Source organism: Pigmentiphaga soli, assembly GCF_039541095.1.
GTDB lineage: Bacteria > Pseudomonadota > Gammaproteobacteria > Burkholderiales > Burkholderiaceae_B > Pigmentiphaga > Pigmentiphaga soli.
This window is the reverse complement of record NZ_BAABFO010000003.1, coordinates 19,343-38,534: the sequence shown is the minus strand read 5'-3', so window position 1 is coordinate 38,534 and position 19,192 is coordinate 19,343. Positions and strand designations below refer to the sequence as shown.

General features: G+C 69.0%; 18 protein-coding genes. 5 read left to right on the top strand and 13 right to left on the bottom strand.

Translation table 11 applies throughout. The annotated features are described in order from the left end of the window. Positions 1-14 precede the first annotated feature (14 nt). The 5 genes from kdpC to asd all read right to left on the bottom strand — a co-directional run bounded on the left by kdpC (position 15) and on the right by asd (position 5,884). Complete coding sequence (gene kdpC / locus ABD927_RS03980; RefSeq protein ID WP_345246564.1) at positions 15-680, bottom strand: potassium-transporting ATPase subunit KdpC; 666 nt, start codon at positions 678-680, stop codon at positions 15-17. Positions 681-735: 55 nt separating this feature from the next. Further along, positions 736-2,817, bottom strand: a complete 2,082-nt coding sequence (gene kdpB, locus ABD927_RS03975; protein ID WP_345246562.1) for a potassium-transporting ATPase subunit KdpB — start codon at positions 2,815-2,817, stop codon at positions 736-738. Between the two features lie 21 nt (positions 2,818-2,838). Continuing rightward, positions 2,839-4,638 (bottom strand): potassium-transporting ATPase subunit KdpA, encoded by a 1,800-nt coding sequence (gene kdpA, locus ABD927_RS03970; RefSeq protein WP_345246560.1) that lies wholly within the window; start codon positions 4,636-4,638, stop codon positions 2,839-2,841. After that, complete coding sequence (gene kdpF, locus ABD927_RS03965; RefSeq protein WP_345246558.1) at positions 4,638-4,727, bottom strand: K(+)-transporting ATPase subunit F; 90 nt, start codon at positions 4,725-4,727, stop codon at positions 4,638-4,640. The genes kdpA and kdpF overlap by 1 nt, the downstream gene beginning before the upstream one ends. 290 nt (positions 4,728-5,017) lie before the next feature. Further along, positions 5,018-5,884, bottom strand: coding sequence for an archaetidylserine decarboxylase (gene asd, locus ABD927_RS03960; protein ID WP_345246556.1), 867 nt, complete (start codon positions 5,882-5,884; stop codon positions 5,018-5,020). Positions 5,885-6,117: 233 nt separating this feature from the next. Here asd and ABD927_RS03955 point away from each other — a divergent pair, with 233 nt between their 5' ends. After that, positions 6,118-6,867: an SDR family oxidoreductase gene (locus ABD927_RS03955; RefSeq protein ID WP_345246554.1), complete on the top strand. Its 750-nt coding sequence runs from the start codon at positions 6,118-6,120 to the stop codon at positions 6,865-6,867. Positions 6,868-7,036: 169 nt separating this feature from the next. On the opposite strand, the gene ABD927_RS03950 is transcribed toward ABD927_RS03955, so the two are convergent. From ABD927_RS03950 to ABD927_RS03940, 3 genes are all read right to left on the bottom strand, one after another. After that, positions 7,037-8,368, bottom strand: a complete 1,332-nt coding sequence (locus ABD927_RS03950) for a PQQ-dependent sugar dehydrogenase (RefSeq protein WP_345246553.1) — start codon at positions 8,366-8,368, stop codon at positions 7,037-7,039. Continuing rightward, positions 8,361-8,768 carry a DUF2231 domain-containing protein gene (locus ABD927_RS03945; protein WP_345246551.1) on the bottom strand — a complete coding sequence of 136 codons (408 nt, stop codon included), beginning with the start codon at positions 8,766-8,768 and terminating at the stop codon, positions 8,361-8,363. Before ABD927_RS03945 ends, ABD927_RS03950 begins: the two co-directional genes overlap by 8 nt. Before the next feature lie 155 nt (positions 8,769-8,923). Next, positions 8,924-9,331 (bottom strand): GFA family protein, encoded by a 408-nt coding sequence (locus ABD927_RS03940; protein ID WP_345246549.1) that lies wholly within the window; start codon positions 9,329-9,331, stop codon positions 8,924-8,926. A gap of 78 nt (positions 9,332-9,409) precedes the next feature. Here ABD927_RS03940 and ABD927_RS03935 point away from each other — a divergent pair, with 78 nt between their 5' ends. Together ABD927_RS03935 and ABD927_RS03930 are read left to right on the top strand one after the other, a co-directional pair. Beyond that, positions 9,410-10,423, top strand: a complete 1,014-nt coding sequence (locus tag ABD927_RS03935) for an aldo/keto reductase (protein ID WP_345246547.1) — start codon at positions 9,410-9,412, stop codon at positions 10,421-10,423. A gap of 137 nt (positions 10,424-10,560) precedes the next feature. Further along, the gene (locus ABD927_RS03930) at positions 10,561-11,814 is read left to right on the top strand and encodes a Bcr/CflA family multidrug efflux MFS transporter (protein ID WP_345246545.1); all 1,254 of its coding nucleotides are present in this window, start codon (positions 10,561-10,563) and stop codon (positions 11,812-11,814) included. Here the strand turns inward: ABD927_RS03930 and hisC are convergent. Continuing rightward, complete coding sequence (gene hisC, locus ABD927_RS03925; protein ID WP_345246543.1) at positions 11,811-12,983, bottom strand: histidinol-phosphate transaminase; 1,173 nt, start codon at positions 12,981-12,983, stop codon at positions 11,811-11,813. The two genes, ABD927_RS03930 and hisC, sit on opposite strands and share 4 nt — an antisense overlap. Before the next feature lie 98 nt (positions 12,984-13,081). On the opposite strand from hisC, the gene ABD927_RS03920 reads away from it, so the two are divergent. Beyond that, positions 13,082-14,488 (top strand): aminotransferase-like domain-containing protein, encoded by a 1,407-nt coding sequence (locus ABD927_RS03920; RefSeq protein ID WP_345246541.1) that lies wholly within the window; start codon positions 13,082-13,084, stop codon positions 14,486-14,488. 57 nt (positions 14,489-14,545) lie between these two features. After that, a complete protein-coding gene (locus ABD927_RS03915; protein WP_345246539.1) occupies positions 14,546-15,193 on the top strand; it encodes a DUF6436 domain-containing protein in 648 nt (215 codons plus the stop codon). On the opposite strand, the gene cyoD is transcribed toward ABD927_RS03915, so the two are convergent. Genes cyoD through cyoA form a run of 4 tightly spaced genes read right to left on the bottom strand, consistent with a single transcriptional unit; the run spans position 15,186 to position 18,964 of the window. Then, positions 15,186-15,518: a cytochrome o ubiquinol oxidase subunit IV gene (gene cyoD, locus ABD927_RS03910; RefSeq protein WP_345246537.1), complete on the bottom strand. Its 333-nt coding sequence runs from the start codon at positions 15,516-15,518 to the stop codon at positions 15,186-15,188. The two genes, ABD927_RS03915 and cyoD, sit on opposite strands and share 8 nt — an antisense overlap. Before the next feature lie 2 nt (positions 15,519-15,520). Then, positions 15,521-16,150: a cytochrome o ubiquinol oxidase subunit III gene (cyoC, locus tag ABD927_RS03905; protein WP_345246535.1), complete on the bottom strand. Its 630-nt coding sequence runs from the start codon at positions 16,148-16,150 to the stop codon at positions 15,521-15,523. A 2-nt stretch (positions 16,151-16,152) separates the two neighbouring features. Further along, positions 16,153-18,129, bottom strand: coding sequence for a cytochrome o ubiquinol oxidase subunit I (gene cyoB, locus ABD927_RS03900; protein ID WP_345246533.1), 1,977 nt, complete (start codon positions 18,127-18,129; stop codon positions 16,153-16,155). Positions 18,130-18,136: 7 nt separating this feature from the next. Then, positions 18,137-18,964 (bottom strand): ubiquinol oxidase subunit II, encoded by an 828-nt coding sequence (gene cyoA / locus ABD927_RS03895; protein WP_345246531.1) that lies wholly within the window; start codon positions 18,962-18,964, stop codon positions 18,137-18,139. Between the last annotated feature and the right edge of the window lie 228 nt (positions 18,965-19,192).

The following is a 19,192-nucleotide window of genomic DNA, read 5'->3' as shown; positions in this document are numbered from 1 at the left end:
CTATACGCCGCGCCTCAGCGGCCGGCGGGAGCCAGCCCGTCGAGCGCGAGGTTGAGTTCGAGCACGTTGACGGCCGGGTCGCCGATCAGCGCGCTGGGCGGCGTCTCGGTGTGCGCCTCGACCAGCCGCCGCACCTGGTCGAGCGCCAGGCCGCGCGCACGCGCCACCCGTGCCGCCTGGTACAGCGCGGCGGCCGGGCTGATGTGCGGGTCGAGCCCGCTGCCGGACGCGGCGATCAGGTCGGCCGGGATCGGTGCCATATTGTCGGGATCGGCCGCGTGCAGCGCCTCGACGCGGGCTTTGGCCGCGTCGGCCAGCGCCGGGTTGCTCGGGCCGAGGTTGGAGCCGCCGGAGGCCGCCGCGTTGTACGGCATCGGCCCGGTGGCCGACGGCCGGCCCCAGAAATATCCGGGCGAGCTGAAGTTCTGGCCGATCAGCGACGAGCCGATCACCTTGCCGTCGCGCTCGATCAGCGAACCGGCGGCCTGGCGCGGAAATACCGCCTGGGCGATGCCGGTCACCACCAGCGGATAGAACAGGCCGGTGACCAGCGTCAGCGCCGCCAGGGCGGCCAGCGCGGGCCGCAGGATGCCGCCCCGGTCCTGGGCGGCGGGGGAGGGGCGCGGGACAGCGCTCTCGGGGGGAGCCCCGGCCGAAGCGGGATGGGTCGTGTCGTTCATGAGGATTCCTTGCACCAGTGCGTTGCGCCATGGCATCCGGCCATGGCGTTCCGGTTCAGGCCCAGCCGCAGGCGGCCAGCGCCATGTCGACGGCCTTGATGCCGGCGAACGGCACCAGCAGCCCGCCCAGGCCATACACCAGCATGTTCCGGCGCAGCAGCACGGCGGCACCCAGCGGGCGGTAGCGCACGCCCTTCAGCGCCAGCGGGATCAGCGCGACGATGATGAGCGCGTTGAAGATCACTGCCGACAGGATGGCCGAGGCCGGCGTGGCCAGCCCCATCACGTTCAGGATCTGCAGTTGCGGGTACACCGGCGCGAAGGCCGCGGGGATGATGGCGAAATATTTGGCCACGTCGTTGGCCACGCTGAAGGTGGTCAGCGCGCCGCGCGTCATCAGCATCTGCTTGCCGATCTCGACGATCTCGATCAGCTTGGTCGGGTCCGAATCGAGGTCGACCATGTTGCCGGCCTCCCTGGCGGCCTGGGTGCCCGAATTCATCGCTACCGCCACGTCGGCCTGGGCCAGCGCCGGCGCGTCGTTGGTGCCGTCGCCGGTCATCGCCACCAGCCGGCCTTCGGCCTGGCAGCCGCGGATCAGCCTGAGCTTGGTTTCGGGCGTGGCCTCGGCCTGGAAATCGTCCACGCCGGCCTCGGCGGCGATGGTGGCCGCGGTCAGCCGGTTGTCGCCGGTGACCATCACCGTCTTGATGCCCATCTTGCGCAGTTCGCCGAAGCGCTCGCGGATCCCGGGCTTGACGATGTCTTTCAGTTCGACGATGCCCAGCGCGCGGCCGCCGTCGCTGACGGCCAGCGGCGTGCTGCCGCGCCGCGCCACGTCGTCGGCCATGCGGATGAGCTCTCGCGGCAGCTCGTCGCCGCGCTCGGCCAGCCAGGCGGCCACCGCCGACAGCGCGCCCTTGCGGATGCTGCGTTCGCCCAGGTCGACGCCGCTCATGCGGGTGTGGGCCGAGAACGGCACGAACCCGGCGCCTTCGACGGCTGGCGCGGGCTTGTGCAGCGCCTTGTCGGCCAGCGCCACGATGCTGCGGCCCTCGGGCGTTTCGTCGGCCAGCGAGGCCAGGCGCGCGGCCGCGGCCAGTTCCGCCTGCTGCACCCCGGGCGCGGGCAGGAAGGCCGAGGCCTGCCGGTTGCCGTAGGTGACGGTGCCGGTCTTGTCGAGCAGCAGCACGTCGACGTCGCCGGCGGCTTCGATCGCGCGGCCGGATGTGGCGATCACGTTGGCCTGCATCATGCGGCTCATGCCGGCCACGCCGATGGCCGACAGCAGGCCGCCGATGGTGGTGGGGATCAGGCACACCAGCAGCGCCACCAGCGCGGTCACCGTCACTACCGCGCCGGCGCCCGAGGCTGCCACGGAATAGATCGAGAACGGCAGCAGCGTGACGGTCACCAGCAGGAATACCACCGTCAGGCCCACCAGCAGGATGGTCAGCGCCAGTTCGTTGGGCGTCTTCTGGCGCCTGGCGCCTTCCACCATCGCGATCATGCGGTCGAGGAAGCTTTCGCCGGGATTGGCGGCGATGCGCACGAAGATCCAGTCCGACAGCACGCGGGTGCCGCCGGTCACCGACGAGAAATCGCCGCCGGACTCGCGGATCACCGGCGCCGATTCGCCGGTGATGGCGCTTTCGTCGACCGCGGCCACGCCGGCCAGCACCTGGCCGTCGCCGGGGATGGTGTCGCCGGCCTCGACCAGCACCACGTCGCCCTTGCGCAAGGTGCCCGACGATTGCCCCGTGACGCGGGCGCGCCAGCCGTCCGGCGTGGCGCCGGCGGCGTCGGCCTCGCGGAAGTCTTTCAGCACGCGTGCCGTGAGCGTGGTGCGCAGCCCGCGCAGCGCGGCCGCCTGCTGCTTGCCGCGGCCTTCGGCCAGGGCCTCGGCGAAGTTGGCGAACAGCACGGTGAACCACAGCCACGCCGCCACCGCCAGGATGAAGCCGGCCGGCGCCTCGGCCCGGCCGGCCAGCGCCATGATCCACAGCACGGTGGTCAGGATGCTGCCGGCGTAGACGACGAACATCACCGGGTTTTTCAGCTGGGCCGACGGCGCCAGTTTGCGCACGCCGTCGGCCAGCGCGGGGCCGATCAGATCGGCCGAGGACATCTTGCTCATGTCTGGTTCCTTTCCGATCGTTCAGGGCTGTTGCAGGTATTCGGCCACGGGGCCCAGGGCCAGCGCCGGCACGTAGGTCAGGGCGCCCACCAGCAGCACGGTGCCGATCAGCAGCGTCACGAACAGCGGCCCGGTGGTCGGCATGGTGCCGGGGCCGGCGGGAATGCGCTTCTTGGCCGCCAGCGAGCCGGCCAGGGCCAGGATCGCGACGATGGTGGCGAAGCGGCCGAACCATACCGCCAGGCCCAGCAGCACGTTGTAGAAGACCGTGTCGGCGGACAGCCCGGCGAAGGCGCTGCCGTTGTTGTTGGCTGCCGACGAGACCGCGTAGAGGATTTCCGAGAAGCCGTGGGCTCCCGGGTTGAGCACGCCGGCCCGGCCTGCTGCAACCGTCACCGCCACCGCGGTGCCCGCCAGCACCAGCAGCGGCGTCACCAGCGCGACGATGGCCACCATCTTCATGTCGAAGGCCTCGATCTTCTTGCCCAGGTATTCCGGGGTGCGGCCGATCATCAGCCCGGCGATGAACACCCCCAGGATGGCGAAGGCCAGCATGCCGTACAGGCCGGAGCCGACGCCGCCGAACACCACTTCGCCCAGCTGCATCAGCAGCAGCGGCGAAAAGCCGCCCATCGCCGTCAGCGAATCGTGCATGCCGTTGACGGCGCCGCACGAGGCCGCGGTGGTGACGACGGCGAACAGGGCGGTGGGGCCGATGCCGAAGCGGGTTTCCTTGCCCTCCATATTGCCGCCCGGCGCCAGCGCGGTATGGGCCGGGTCGACGCCGGCCTGGGCCAGCATCGGGTTGGCCTGCTGCTCGTAGTGGCCGGTGGCCAGCGCGAACATGGCGAACAGCAGCGCCATGGCCGCCAGCACCGCCACGCCCTGGCGCCGGTCGCCCGCCATCTCGCCGAAGGTAAGGCACAGCGCGGCGGGAATCGCGAAGATCGCCAGCATCTGCAGCAAGTTGGCCAGCGCCGTCGGGTTTTCATAGGGGTGGGCCGAGTTGGCATTGAAGAAGCCGCCGCCGTTGGTGCCCAGCATCTTGATCGCCTCCTGCGAGGCGACCGGGCCCATGGCGATGGTCTGGGCCTGCGTGCTGGCGGTCTCGGTCAGGGCCTGGCCCTTGTCGTCGGTCATGGGCCGGCCCTGCGCGTCGAGCCGGGGCTGGCTGTACTGCACCGGCTCCAGGATCTGCGCCTTCACATACGGGCTGAAGTTCTGGATCGTCCCCTGGCTCACCAGCGCCACGGCCAGCAGCGCCGACAGCGGCAGCAGCACGTACAGCGTGCAGCGCACCAGGTCGGCCCAGAAGTTGCCGACCGTGGCCGAGCCGTGGCGCGCCAGGCCGCGGATCAGCGCGAACGCCACGGCGATGCCGGTGGCGGCGGAGACGAAGTTCTGCACCGCCAGGGCCAGCATCTGGGTCAGGTAGCTCATCGTCGCCTCGCCCGCGTACCCTTGCCAGTTGGTGTTGGTGACGAAGCTGAGCGCGGTGTTGAACGACGAATCGGGACTGACGGCGCCCATGCCCGCGGGGTTGAGCGGCAGCCAGCCTTGCAGGCGCTGCATGGCGTAGACCGCCGCCACGCCGCAGGCGCTGAAGGCCAGCACCGCCATCGCGTAGCGCTTCCAGCCCATTTCGGCGGCCGGATCGATGCCGGCCAGCCGGTAGATCGCCCGTTCGATGGGGCGGCCCCAGGCGGTCAGCGGCGAGCGGCCGTCTTCCATCGCGACGCGGATATAGCGGCCGAGGAAAGGGCCGAGCGCCAGCACGATCGCCAGGAACACGGCGAGCAATCCGGTGAAATCGGCATTCATCAGAATTTCTCCGGCCGGAACAGGGCGACGAGCAGGTAGGCGAACAGCAGCGCCGACACGGCGCCGCCGAGCCAATAGAGCCAGGTCATGGCCGTTCCCCCTTCAGCAGGGCTTCGCAGAAGCCGGCCAGGCCGACGGTCAACCGGAGGATGACCAGGAATGCGAGCAGATAGATGGCGTCCACGCCTTGTTCTCCCCGGGAGCGGCGTGCTCCCCTTGACGATCGGGCCGGGGCGCGGCGGCGCGGCCCCGGCGGACAGGCGCAAGCTTAGGGAGAAGGGCGTAAAAGCCGGGTAAAGCTTTCGGAAGGAGGCGTAAAGAAGATATAAAAATCGCCCGCAAGGGGCGATGGCGCGGGTGGTGCTGGCGGCTCCGGCTGTCAGCCGGCCACGTGCAGCAGGTTCTGCCCCATCCGCACGGGTTCCAGATGGACCAGCCGCGACGCCCACCGCAGCACCTGCGGCCCGAGCAGCACGACCACGGTGGAGCCGAGCTTGAAGCGGCCCATCTCGGCGCCGCGGTCCAGGTGGACGGCATCCGGCGCCTGCACGTCGAAGTCGGTCACCACCGGCCGCGCGGCGTGCGGCGTGACCAGGCCGGCCCACACCGTTTCGATCGAACCGACGATCATCGCGCCCACCAGCACCACCGCCATCGGCCCCAACGCGGTGTCGAACAGGCAGGCCAGCCGCTCGTTGCGCGCGAACAGGTTCGGCACGCGGCGCGCGGTGAGCGGGTTGACCGAGAACAGCCGGCCCGGCACGTACACGGTCTGGCGCAGCGTGCCGGCCAGCGGCATGTGCACGCGGTGGTAGTCGCGCGGCGACAGGTAGACGGTGGCGAAGTGGCCGCCCTGGAAGGCGCGCGCGCGCACCGGGTCGCCGCCCAGCAGGTCGGTGGCGGTGAAGCTGTGGCCCTTGGCCTGGAAAATGGCGTCGCCGTCGATCGGCCCGATCTGGCTGATGGCGCCATCGGTGGGGCACAGCACGGCCTCGGGCGCGGGGTCGAGCGGGCGGGCGTCGTTTTTGAGCGCGCGGGTGAAGAAATCGTTGAAACTCTCGTAGGCGGTCGGATCTTCCCGCAGCGCCTGGCTCATGTCGACGTCGTAGCGCCGGATGAAGCGGCGGATCAGCGCGTTCTTGAGCCAGGGCGTCCGGCTGTCGGCCACGCGCCCGGCCAGCCGCGAGATCAGCGCGTGCGGGGCGGCGTACTGGCTGGCGATGAACAGGGTGTCCTTGATCGGCATGGAGACGGTCGAATGGCGCGGCGAAGGCGGAACGCCGGATGATACACGGTGCCCCGGCGCCGGCCAGGGCGCCGCGCGCCGCAGGCTTCATCGTACAGCGGGTAGGGCCGGCGGCGGTGCCCGCCGTCATGCGGTCCCGCGGCTGCGCAGCGGGTGCCCGCATGCCTGCACCGGCCGGATCCGGCGAGCGGCGTGCGGTATAACGTGCGCTTCACGGAGGAAGGACCGTACGCATGGACAAGATCGCATTGGTGACGGGGGCTGGGCGCGGCATCGGCCGCGCGGTGGCGCTGGGGCTGGCGCAGGACGGCTATACCGTGGCGCTGGCGGGGCGCAGCCCCGAACCGCTGGCGCAGGCGGCCGAGGCCATCGCGCAGGGCGGCGGGCGGGCGCTGGCGGTGCCCGCCGACGTGCGCAGCGAAGAAGCGGTCGATGCGCTGTTCGCGCGCATCCGCGATGAGTTCGGCCGGCTCGACCTGCTGTTCAACAATGCCGGCATCTTCACCCCCGGGCTGGAGATCGACGCGCTGACGGTGGCGCAGTGGCGCGACGTGGTCGACACCAACCTGAACGGCGCCTTCCTGTGCGCGCGCGGCGCCTACGCGCTGATGAAGGCGCAAACGCCGCGCGGCGGCCGCATCATCAACAACGGCTCGATCTCGGCCCACGCGCCGCGGCCGCGCAGCGTCGGCTACACCACCACCAAGCATGCCCTGACCGGGCTGACGCGTTCGCTGTCGCTGGACGGCCGCGCGCATGACATCGCCTGCGGCCAGATCGACATCGGCAACGCCGCCACCGACATGGCCGACCACATGGCCCAGGGCATCGCCCAGGCCGACGGCCGCATCGCCGCCGAGCCGCTGATGGACGTGCGCCACGTGGTCGACGCGGTGCGCTACATGGCGGGGCTGCCGCTGTCGGCCAACGTGCAGTTCATGACGGTGATGGCGACCAAGATGCCGTTCATCGGGCGCGGCTGAGCGCGGCGCCAGAGCGGCAGGCAGGGCCCGAGCGCGCCGGGCCGGGCGCCTCCTGGGCCGCCGCGCACAGCGGAAGCATGAGCAGCAACGCGCGCGCGGGGCGCAGGCGGCTGCTCTGGCCGGATGGCGGGTCCAAGCTCAGGCCTGTCCGGGCCAATGAACGAGCCGCTCAGCCATTGCCGCCTGCGCGCTGGGCCGTGACGCGCCAGACGGCATTGCCGACGTCGTCGGCGATGAGCAAGGCGCCGTCGGCGTCCTCGGCCAGGCCGACCGGCGCGCCCTTCAGGGCCTTCTCGTCTTCGGAAACGAAACCGGTCACCACCGGCTCGGGAACGCCGACGGGCTTGCCGTCCCGGAACGCCACGTAGACCACGTCGTAGCCGCTGAGCGGAGACCTGTCCCAGCTGCCATGCTGGCTGACGAAGGCGCCGCCGCGATACTTTTCGGGAAGATTCCGGCCCCGGTAGAACAGCAGGCCCAGGGGCGCCACATGCGAGCCCAGGGCGTAGTCCGGGCGGATGGCCTTGGCCACGAGGTCGGGCCGCTGCGGCATCACGCGCCGGTCGATGTGCTGGCCGAAGTAGCTGTACGGCCAGCCATAGAAACCGCCCTCCTGGACCGAGGTGAGATAGTCCGGCACCAGGTCGGCGCCGATCTCGTCGCGCTCGTTGACGACCGCCCACAGTTTGCCCGTGGCCGGCTCCCATTGCAGGCCGGTCGGATTGCGCAGGCCCGACGCGTAGATGCGGCTGGCCCCCGTCCGGGCATCCACCTCGAGCACCGCCGCGCGCCGATACTCCACGGCCAGGCCGTTTTCGGTGATGTTGCTGTTGGAGCCGACGCCCACGTAGAGCCGGCCGCCGTCCGGGCTGGCCAGCAGGGCCTTGGTCCAATGGTGATTGATGGTGCCGGGAAGGTCCGCGAATTCGGTGCCGGGATCCGACATCCTCGTTTCGCCCGGCGTATAGCGATATTTCACGATGCCATCGGTGTTGGCGACGTACAAGGTATCGCCGACCAGTTGCACGCCGAACGGCGAGTGGAGATTTTCGATGAAGACGTGCCGCTCCCATTCGCCGTTCGTGCCCGGCTGCCTGCGCAGCAGCGTGATCCGGTTCCCGCCTTTTCCGCTCTTGCCCGAGCGGCTCTTGATCAGGCCGCCGATCAGTTGCTTGGGCGTGGTGGTCGGCTCGGCGCCCGGGCCGTTGGACTCGACGACCAGCACGTCGCCATTGGGCAGCGCGTAAACCATCCGCGGATGGCTCAGGCCGGACGCGATCTTTTCGATCTGCAGGCCGGCCGCGACCGCCGGTTTTTCGTCCGCGCCCCAGCCCACGCCTTTGGGCACCTGCATGGGCGGCAGGAAGAAGTCTTTCGCCTGGGGCAGGGGCGGGTTGGTCCCTGCCTGCTGCGCGGGCTGGTAGGCCGCCTTTTCGCCGCAGCCGGCCAGCATGATCGCGAGCGCGACCGCGCACGCCTTCGTCCGTTTTTCCTTATTCATGACCAGTTTCCTCCGGGGCGGCACGCTGCACGGCAAGAAGTACGAAACCCAGCGACAGCAGGAGTACCGTCAGCGCGGAAAGCCACAGGCCTTCCGGCATCGCGCCATACGCGTCGCGGCTATGCACGAAGGCGTTCACGATCGCCAGGACGATGGCGACCAGGTTGAGCCAGAAGTCCCATTTCTCCGCGGCGAGCACCCTGTTCCTGGGAAGCCATACGTGGACCAGGTTGATCAGCCGGGGCAGGATCGCGAACAGCAGGCCGATGCTGACGAGCCAGGCGGCGGACTTCATCCAGAGCAGTTCGCCGGTGCGCGCGTAGACGGCATCGAAGATCAGCGCGGCGACGAAGAATCCGAACGGAATGGGATTGAGCAGCGCGTAGAGGGCATACGCCACGCGTGATCGCGTTGGTATGGGATGCGTGTACATGGGAAGCCTCGGATGCGACGGTTGCGGTACTGCATGATCTTAGCGGTCCGGAGGCGTCCGGCCGGTCCGATTCTGCAAGCGAGTTTTTCCTGGCGGTATCGCCGTGCCGCGCGGCGGCCCGTTCAGGGCTGCCCGTCGACCTCGGGCACGCCGTCCAGCGGCGGCATCCACGGGAAGCGCCGGCGCGTCCAGATCTGCCGCGCCGGCCTGCCCAGTTCGTGGCCCTGGTCCAGCGCGCCCAGCCGCAGCGAGTAGCTGCGCGGGTTCTCTTCCGCGCAGGAATAGACGGGCGAGCCGCAATCGCCGCAGAACGCGTGGATGCGCCGGGCGCCGCTGTCGGCCACCTTCAGATAGCGGCGCGGCTCGCCGCGCAGGATGCGGAAGTGCTCGGCCGGCGCCGGCACGTTGGCGCGGAACGCGCCGCCGCTCAGGCGCTGGCAATCGATACAGTGGCAGATCCCGACGGTGCCGGGCTCGACCTCGGCCTCGTAGGCGATGGCGCCGCAATGGCATCGACCTTCTACTTTCACGTCTCCTCCTTCGCCGCCGCGGGGGACGGCATGCCCGGTTCGTTATATCATCTCCGGCACCCGAGTCGGAGAAACGAGATGGACTACCGGTATCTTGGGCGCAGCGCCCTGAAAGTGTCGCCCCTGTGCCTGGGCGCCATGATGTTCGGCGGCGAGACCGACGAGCCCGTCGCCCGGCGCATCGTCGACAAAGCCTTCGACCAGGGCGTCAATTTCGTCGACACGGCCGACGTCTACAACGAAGGGCGCTCGGAAGAGGTCGTGGGGCGCGCCATCGCCAGCCGGCGCGACGCCTGGGTGGTGGCCACCAAGTTCGGCTACGGCCGCAGCAGCGCCCCGAACGAGCAGGGCCAGTCGCGCAAATGGATCTTCCAGGCGGTGGAGGCCAGCCTGCGCCGCCTGGGCACCGACTACATCGACATCCTCTATTTCCACCGCGCCTTGCCCGAGGCCTCGCTGGAAGAGGGCGTGCGCGCCGTGGGCGACCTGATCCGCCAGGGCAAGGTCCGCTACTACGGCGTTTCCAATTTCCGCGGCTGGCGCATCGCCGAGACCGCGCGCATTGCCGACCGGCTCGGCATCGAGCGGCCGCTAGCCAGCCAGCCGCTGTACAACATCGTCGACCGCAGCTCCGAAGTGGAGCAGTTGCCGGCCGCCGCGCACTACGGCCTGGGCGTGGTCTCGTACAGCCCGCTGGCGCGCGGCGTGCTCAGCGGCAAGTACCCGGTGGACGCGCCGCCCCCGGCCGACAGCCGCGCGGCGCGCGGCGACCGCCGCATGCACCAGACGGAGTGGCGGCCGGAATCGGTCAAGCTGGCGCAGGCGGTGGTGGCCCATGCGGCCGCGCGCGGCACGACGCCGATCGCCTTCGCGCTGGCCTGGGTGCTGCGCAACGGGCTGGTCAGCGCCGCCATCGCCGGGCCGCGCACGGAAGAGCAGTGGGACCGCTATGTGGAAGCGCTGGGCGTGCAGCTGGGGCCGGACGACGAGCGCTTCGTCGATGGCCTGGTCGCACCCGGCCACGCGTCGACCCCGGGCTATACCGATCCGGCCTATCCGATCGAGGGGCGTCCGATCCGGGCCGCTTCCTGAACCTCGCCCGCGCGGGCCGCCCTGGCTTGCCGGCGCCAGGCTGGCGGCCGCTTCCGTATCCGCTGTTCCTTTTCCTTGCCGAGCCATTGCGGTTCCTTGCCGTTTCTTCCGCTTTCTCCTCCTCCAGCAGTTCCTTCATGACTCAGAAGCAATCCCCCGACCCCGAGCCCGCTGCCGCCGGCCTCGCCCCCGCGCGCCCCGTCATTGCGCGCGCCGACGGCCTGCGCATCCTCCTGATCCTCAGCGCGCTGATGTCGTTCGCGTCGATCTCGACCGACATGTACCTGCCGGCCTTGCCGGTGCTCGCGGTCGACCTGCAAGCCGACGCCGGCCGCGTCGAGCTGACGCTGTCGGCCTTCCTGATCGGTTTCAGCCTGGGCCAGCTGCTGTGGGGCCCCATCAGCGACCGCTGCGGACGGCGCGCGCCGATCGCGGCCGGGCTGGTGCTGTTCATCATCGGCTCGGCCGGCTGTGCGCTGTCGGACACCGTGGCCCAGATGCTCGGCTGGCGCGTCGTGCAGGCCGTGGGCGCCTGCGCCGGCCCGGTGCTGGCGCGCGCGATGGTGCGCGACCTGTATGCCCGCGAGCATTCGGCCCGCATGCTGTCGACGCTGATCCTGATCATGGGCGTGGCGCCGCTGGTGGGCCCGCTGCTGGGCGGGCAGATCCTGTCGTGGTGGTCGTGGCGCGGTATTTTCTGGACGCTGGTGGGGCTGGGCGCATTGGCCTGCGCAGGGCTGTGGGCGCTGCCCGAGACCCTGCCGCGCGCGCGGCGCACCACCGAGCCGCTGGGCGCCGCGCTGCGCGGCTACCTGGAAGTGGCGCGCGACCCGCGGCTGATCGGCTATGCGCTGTCGGGCGGCTTTTTCTACGCCGGCATCTATGCCTTCCTGGCCGGCACGCCGTTCGCGTACATCGAGTACTACCACGTGCCGCCGCAGCTCTACGGCCTGCTGTTCGGCATCAACATCGTCGGCATGATGGGCGCCAATTTCCTGAATACGCGGCTGGTGATGCGGGTCGGCAGCGAACGGCTGTTCCGCCTGGGCACGTGGATCGCGGCCGCCTCGGGCATCGCGCTGGCGCTGGATGCGCGCTTCGGCTGGGGCGGGCTGACGGGGCTGGTGGTGCCGCTGTTCTTCTACATGTCGATGAACGGCTTCATCGTGGCCAACTCGGTGGCCGGCGCGCTGGCGGCCTTTCCGCAGCGGGCGGGAACGGCGTCGTCGCTGGTGGGCGTGATGCACTATGGCAGCGGCGTCCTGAGCGCGGCGCTGGTGGGGTGGTGCGCCGACGGCACGCCGTGGCCGCTGGGCTGGATCATCGGTCTTTCCGGCGTGGGCTGCCTGGCGACGGCGCTGATGCCGGTGGGGCGCAAGCGGCGCGGCTAGGGGGCGATGCCCGGCCCGGGCGTTGTCAGGATCCGCCCCAGCGCCGCCAGCAGCCGGGCGTTCTCGGCCTGCGTGCCGACCGAGATCCGCAGATGGTCCGGCATGCCGTAGCCGGCCAGCGGGCGCACGATGACGCCGGCGTCCAGCAACGCCGAATAGACCGGCCCGGCGGGCCGCCCGCAATCGACCGTGACGAAATTGGTCCGGCTCGGGATCCAGGCCAGGCCCAGCCGGCCCAGCCCCTCGCGCAGCTGGGCCAGGCCTGCCCGGTTGACCCGCCGGCCCTCCTCCAGGTAGGCCGGGTCGTCGAGCGCGGCGCAGGCGGCGGCCTGCGCCAGCACATTGACGTTGAACGGCTGGCGCACGCGATCGAGGATGGCGGCGATCTGCGGCGACGATGCCGCGTAGCCCACTCGCAGCCCGGCCAGGCCGTAGGCCTTGCACAGGCTGCGGCAGACGACCAGGTTGGGATGGCGCGGCAGCTGCAGCAGGCCGTCGGGCAGCGCGGGGTCGTCGGCGTACTCGATGTAGGCCTCGTCCAGTACCACCAGCGTGCGCGCGGGCACGCGGGCGAGGAAGTCTTCCAGCGCGCCGCGCTCGAACCAGGTGCCGGTGGGATTGTTCGGATTGGCCAGGAACACGACCCGCGTGTCGGCATCGACCGCCCGCGCCATCGCGTCCAGGTCGTTGCCCCAGCCGCGCGCGGCGATCTCGCGTCCTTCGGCGCCGGCGGCGCGGGTGGCGCAGGCGTAGACGGCGAAGGCGTACTGGCTGTAGACGGCGTTGCGGCCGGGCGCCAGGAAGGCCTGCGCGATCATGGCCAGCAGGTCGTTGGAGCCGTTGCCCAGCGTGATGCCGGCCGGGTCCAGGCCGAGGCGCTCGCGCAGCTTGCGCTTGACGCGGTGGCCGCTGCCGTCGGGGTAGCGCGTCAACTGGGGCAGTTCACGCACGATCGCTTCCACGACCCGCGGATTGGGCGGCAGCGGGGTTTCGTTGCTGGCCAGCTTGACGATGCGGTCCGCCGGCAGGCCGGTTTCGCGTTCGAGTTCCTCGATCGGCTTGCCGGGCAGGTAAGGGGAGAGGCCGCGCACGCCATCGGCCGCGAGCGCGAGATAGTCGATGTCGCCGTCCTGGAGCCGGTTGGCGGAAATGCGGTGGTACTGGTTCATCGCGTGATCCATACTTTTATATTGTGTATGGATATGTATGTATAATGTATGTGGATTCTAGTAGGTTTCGTACGGTGCCGGCAATGAGAGAAACAGGCATGCCACAGAATGACGACATGAAAGAAGCGGTGCATACGGGCTGGATCCGGCCGCTCACGCGCGGCGCGGGGCCGCGCTATCTGCAGATCGCCGATCTGATCGGGCAGGCGGTGCAGGCCGGCACGCTGGCCGCGGGCGACCAGATCCCGCCGCAACGCTGGCTGGCCTCCCGGCTGGGGGTGGATCTCACCACCGTCACGCGCGCCTATACGGAGGCCCGCAACCGCGGGCTGATCGCCTCGTTCAGCGGCCGCGGCTCGTTCATTGCCGGCCAGGCCGCGCCGGCCGGGCGCGAGCGGATCGATCTCACGATGAACATCCCGCCGCAGCCGGCCGGCGGCGGCATGGCCGCGCGCGTGCAGGCCGGCATCGCGGAGGTCCTCGAACGCCAGGGCATCGAGGCGCTGTCCCGCTACCAGGACGACGCCGCCGGCTCGTCGGCCGCGCAGGCGGGCCAGGCCTGGCTCAGGCCGGCGCTCGGCGCCCTGGCCGGGCAGGCGCCGATACTGTGCGCGGGCAGCCAGGCCGGCCTGTTCGGCGTGCTGATGTCGGCCGCCCGCCGCGGCGAAGCGGTGCTGTGCGAACCGCTCACCTATCCCGGTTTCCTGCTCGCCGTCCGCCAGCTCGGGCTGCGCGCGGTGGGGGTGGCGAGCGACGCCGAAGGGGTCGTGCCCGACGCGATCGAACGCTGCCACCGCGAAACCGGCGCCCGCCTGATCTACCTCAATCCCACGTTGCAGAATCCCACGGCGCAGACGATGCCGGAAGGCCGCCGCAAGGACGTGGCCGCGGTACTGCAGCGGCTGGGCATGACGCTGGTCGAAGACGATCCCTACCGCTATCTGCTGAACGACGCGCCGCCGCCGCTCGCGACGCTGACCGGCGGCGAGCGCACCTACTATCTCGCCTCGCTGTCGAAATGCGTGTGGCCGAGCCTGCGTACCTCGTTCTTGCTGCCGCCGCGCGGCGAGAGTTCCATACCCTTGCAGGAAAGCCTGCGCGCCTGCAGCATGGGGTGTTCGGGCCTGCTGACGGCGCTGTCCGAACAGTGGATCCGCAGCGGCGTCGCCAGGCAGCTGTCGCTGGAAGTGCAGCGCGAAGCGCGCGCCCGCCAGACGCTGGCGCGTTCCATCCTGCCCAAGGCCGCGCAGGCCCATCCGAGCGGCATCCACGTCTGGCTGCCGTTGCCCGCGCATTGGAACCAGCACCTGTTCGTGCATGCGCTGGAGCAGCAGGGCATCCTGGTGGCGAGCGCCGATTCCTTCGGCGTCGAGGCCGAGAGCGGCGACGCCGTCCGCATCTCGATCGGCGGGGCGGCCAGCCAGGCGGAACTGGCGCGGGCGCTGCAGCAGATCGCCGCGCTGCTGGAGGAAGACCGGCGCCGCAGTTCGCGCGCAATCGTCTGACGGGCACGCGGCGCAACGGCATGAAGCAAGCATGAAGCAAGCATGAAGCAGGAAAGCATGAATCGAGGCGGCATAGGCCAGGATGGCCTGAAGCAGGACGGCGCGAGCCGGGACGTTTCCATGCTGAGCCGGCGCGCCGTCGCCGGCCTGCTATGCGTGGTGGCGCTGGCGCTGGCGGGCGCCGGGGTAGGGATGTGGCGATCCCTGGGCGTGGGCGGCCTTTCCGACTACGCCGACCACGTGGTGATGTTCGGCGATGCCGACCTGCGCCTGCCGCCGGAACTGGCCGGCGCCACCGGCCGTGTCCGCGTGGTGCACTTCTGGGACCCGGGCTGCGCCGCCTGCAACAAGGAAACCGGCGCCCACCTGAACTACCTGATCCAGATGTACCGCGGCGCAAAGGTCGATTTCTACAGCGTGCAGCGGCCCGGCACCCGCGGCGAGCTGCCGCCCTTCCTGCGCGGCAAGCTCGAGCCGCTGCCGCGCATAGACGGCATGGAGAAACTGCCCGCCAGCCCCTCGGTGGCGATCTGGGCCGGCGACGGCCGGCTGGCCTATGCCGGCCCTTATAGCGAAGGGCTGATCTGCAGCTCGGCCAACAGCTTCGTCGAACCCATCCTCGACAGGCTGGTGGCCGGCGAGCGGGTCGAGCCGCAACCGATGCTGTCGGTCGGCTGCTACTGCCCGTGGAACGCCGTCAATTGATCATCATGTGGTAGTGCATGCTCCAGATGATCCATACGGACAACGCGACGATGATGAACAGGATCACCAGCGTGAAAACGAAGCTGACCAGGTTCCAGCCGCCTTCCGACGACCGGCTCATGTGCAGAAAGCACACCAGCTGAACCACCAGCTGCGCCACGGCGAAGCCCACCAGCGCCAGCAGCGTGGCGGGCCGCGACAGCACCGGATGCATGGCCAGCGCGAACGGGATGATCGTGAGAACGGCCGACAGCAGGAAGCCGACGTTGTAGGAACGGGCGCTGCCGTGCCCTTCGCCGGCCAGCGAGGTTGCGGAATGGGCCATGGTCAAAGAACTCCGAACAGATAGACGATGGTGAATACGCAGATCCAGACCAGGTCCAGGAAGTGCCAGAACAGGCTCAGGCACGACAGGCGCGTGACGTTGGTGGCAGTGAGCCCCCGGCTGGCCACCTGGTGCAGCACGACCGCCATCCAGACCAGCCCCGAAGCCACGTGCAGCCCGTGGGTGCCGACCAGCGCGAAGAAGCCCGACAGGAAGGCGCTGCGGTCCGGCCCGTAGCCTTCGGCGATCAGGTGGCCGAATTCGTGGATCTCCATGCCGACGAAGACGGCGCCCAGCGCGAAGGTCAGCCCCAGCCAGCGCAGCACGCCGCGGCGGTCGGCACGGTGCATGGCCAGCATCGCGTAGCCATAGGTGATGCTGGAGAACAGCAGCACGAAGGTTTCGGCCAGAACGAAGGGCAGCTCGAAGATGTCTTTCTGCGTCGGGCCGCCGGCATAGGCGCCGCCGAGCACCACGTAGGAGGCGAACAGCGAGCCGAACAGGATGCAGTCCGACATCAGGTAGACCCACAGGCCCAGCACCTTGGCGGAGCCGTGGGCGTGATCATCGTGCCCGCGGCCGTGCCCCTGGACAAGGCCGGTGGAAGAACGATCGAGAATGTGCGCGGTCATGGTCATGCTGCCTTGGCGTCGAGGCCGGCCAGATGCGCGCGCTCGATCCGCGCGACCTCCTCGGCCGGTACGTAATAATCGGTGTCGTCGTCGTACGAGCGGGCGATCAGCGAGGCCACGGTGCCCGCCGCGCCAGCTGCAGCCAGCCACCAGATGTGCCAGACCAGCGCGAAGCACAGCGCCAGGATGAACACGTTGACGATGAACGGCACGCCCGAGTTGCGCGGCATGTGGATCGGCTCGTAGCGGGCGGGGGCGGGCGGCAGGCCGCGTTTCTTGGCCTCGTGGAAGGCGTCGATCGCGTCGACCCGCGGCACCACCGCGAAGTTGTAGAACGGCGGCGGCGAAGCGGTCGCCCATTCCAGCGTGCGCGCGTTCCACGGATCGCCGGTCAGGTCGCGGTTGCGGGCGCGGTCGCGCACGCTCACGATCAGCTGCAGCACCAGCAAGCCGATGCCGGCCAGCACGAACAGGGCGCCCACGAAGGCCACGTGCAGATAGGGCGTCCAGGCCGGGTTGTCGTAGTGGTTCAGGCGGCGCGTCATGCCCATGAAGCCCAGCATGTACAGCGGCATGAAGGCCAGGTAGAAGCCGATCACCCAGCACCAGAACGAATACCTGCCCAGCCGTTCGTCCAGCTTGAAGCCGAACACCTTCGGGAACCAGTAGTACAGGCCCGCGAAATAGCCGAACAGCGCGCCGGCGATGATGGTGTTGTGGAAGTGGGCCACCAGGAACAGGCTGTTGTGCAGCACGAAGTCGGCGCCCGGGATGGCCAGCAGCACGCCGGTCATGCCGCCGATGGTGAAGGTCACCAGGAAGGCCAGCGTCCACAGGATGGGCGGCGTGAATTCCACGCGGCCGCCGTACATGGTGAACAGCCAGGTGAAGATCTTCACGCCGGTGGGGATCGCGATGATCATCGTCATGATGCCGAAGAAGGCATTGACGTTGGCGCCCGAGCCCATGGTGAAGAAGTGGTGCAGCCACACCAGGAAGGACAGGATGCCGATCGCCAGCGTCGCGCCCACCATCGACTTGTAGCCGAACAGTTTCTTGCGCGCGAAGGTGGCCGTCACTTCCGAGAAGATGCCGAAGGCCGGCAGCACCAGGATGTAGACCTCCGGATGGCCCCAGGCCCACACCAGGTTCACGTACATGGTCGGGTTGCCGCCGAGCTCGTTCGTGTAGAAATGGAAGCCCAGGTAGCGGTCCAGCGTCAGCGCGCCCAGCGCCACCGTCAGGATCGGGAAGGCGGCGATGATGATCACGCTGGTGACGAATACCGTCCAGGTGAAGATCGGCATCTTCATCAGCGTCATGCCGGGCGCGCGCATGCGCAGAATGGTGACGAACAGGTTGACCCCGGTCAGCAGCGTGCCGAGCCCGGATGCCTGTAGCGCCCATATGTAGTAATCCACCCCCACGCCCGGGCTGAACTCGATGTCGGACAAGGGCGGATACGCCACCCAGCCCGTCTGCGCGAATTCGCCGATGCCCAGCGACAGCATCACCAGCACCACGCCCACCACGAACAGCCAGAAACTGAAGGCGTTCAGGAAGGGGTAGGCCATGTCGCGCGCGCCGATCTGCAGCGGCACCACGATGTTCATCAGGCCCACGATGAACGGCGTGGCCACGAAGAAGATCATGATCACGCCGTGCGCGGTGAAAATCTGGTCGTAATGGTGCGGCGGCAGGAAGCCTTCGCCGCCCGGGCCGGCCATCGCCAGCTGGGCCCGCATCATCAGCGCGTCGGCGAAGCCGCGCACTAGCATGACGATGGCCACCAGCACGTACATGATTCCGATGCGCTTATGGTCGACGGTGGTGATCCAGTCGCGCCACAGCACGCCCCACTTGCGGAAATACGTGACCGCCGCCAGCAGCGCCAGGCCGCCCGCCAGCACGGCGGCCAGCGTGATCGCGATGATGGGCTCGTGCAGCGGGACGGCGTCCCAGGTCAATTTGCCGAACATGACTGTCTTACTCCTTGTTGGCGGTCACGATGCCGGGCGCGGCGGCCTCGGCCTGCGGGCCGTGCTTGCCCGAGTCGGCGAACTGGTCGATCACCTTCTTGAACAGGCCGGGCTGGACCTGCGCGAAATGCAGCACGCCGTCGCCCTGGCTGGGCCGGGCGATCTTCTGGAAAGTGCCGTAGTCCAGCGTGAGCGGCGAGATCCGGACCTGGTTCACCCAGCGCTCGAAATCTTTTTCGCTGGTGGCGCGGGCGGCGAAGTGCATGTCGGAAAAGCCGGGTCCGCTGAAATTGCCCGACATGCCGCGGAACGTGCCCTGTTCGTTGGCCAGCAGGTGCAACCGGGTGCGCATGCCGGCCATGGCGTAGACCTGGCCGCCCAGCTGCGGGATGAAGAAGGTGTTCATCGTCGAGTTGGACGTGATGCTGAAGGCCAGCTGGCGGCGTTCGGGGAAGACCAGTTCGTTGACCGTGGCGATGCCGAGGTCCGGGTAGACGAAAATCCACTTCCAGTCGGCCGCGATCACCTCCACATTGATCGGTTCGCCGCCAGCGTTCAGCGGTTTGTATGGATCGAGTTCATGGGTTGATTTCCATACAATGGTGGCCAGGACGGCAATGATGACCAGCGGCATGCCCCATACGACGAGCTCGATCCGGGTCGAATGCGCCCAATCGGGCGTATAGCGGGCCCTGAGGTTGCCCGCGCGGTACTTCCAGGCGAAAACGAAGGTCAGCACGATCGCCGGGATCACCACGAACAGCATCAGGCCGATGCAGACGATGATCAGATCGCGCTGGGCCAGGCCAACGCTTCCTTTGGAATTGAAAAGCACCCAGCTGGCTGCTGTGGGTAGACCGGGAATATCCATACGACGCCTATACACACATACAAATTGCTATTTAACTTTTGATGTATGTGTATTGTATGGCAATAAACAATGCAAGGGAAATCCCTTGTCTGTATGGATTTTGTCGGGCGAATTGACCGCTACCCAAATTTCCGGGGACCGGCGCGATGATTTCGAAACGTCCACGGCCGGATCCGCGCGCCCCGCGGAAGA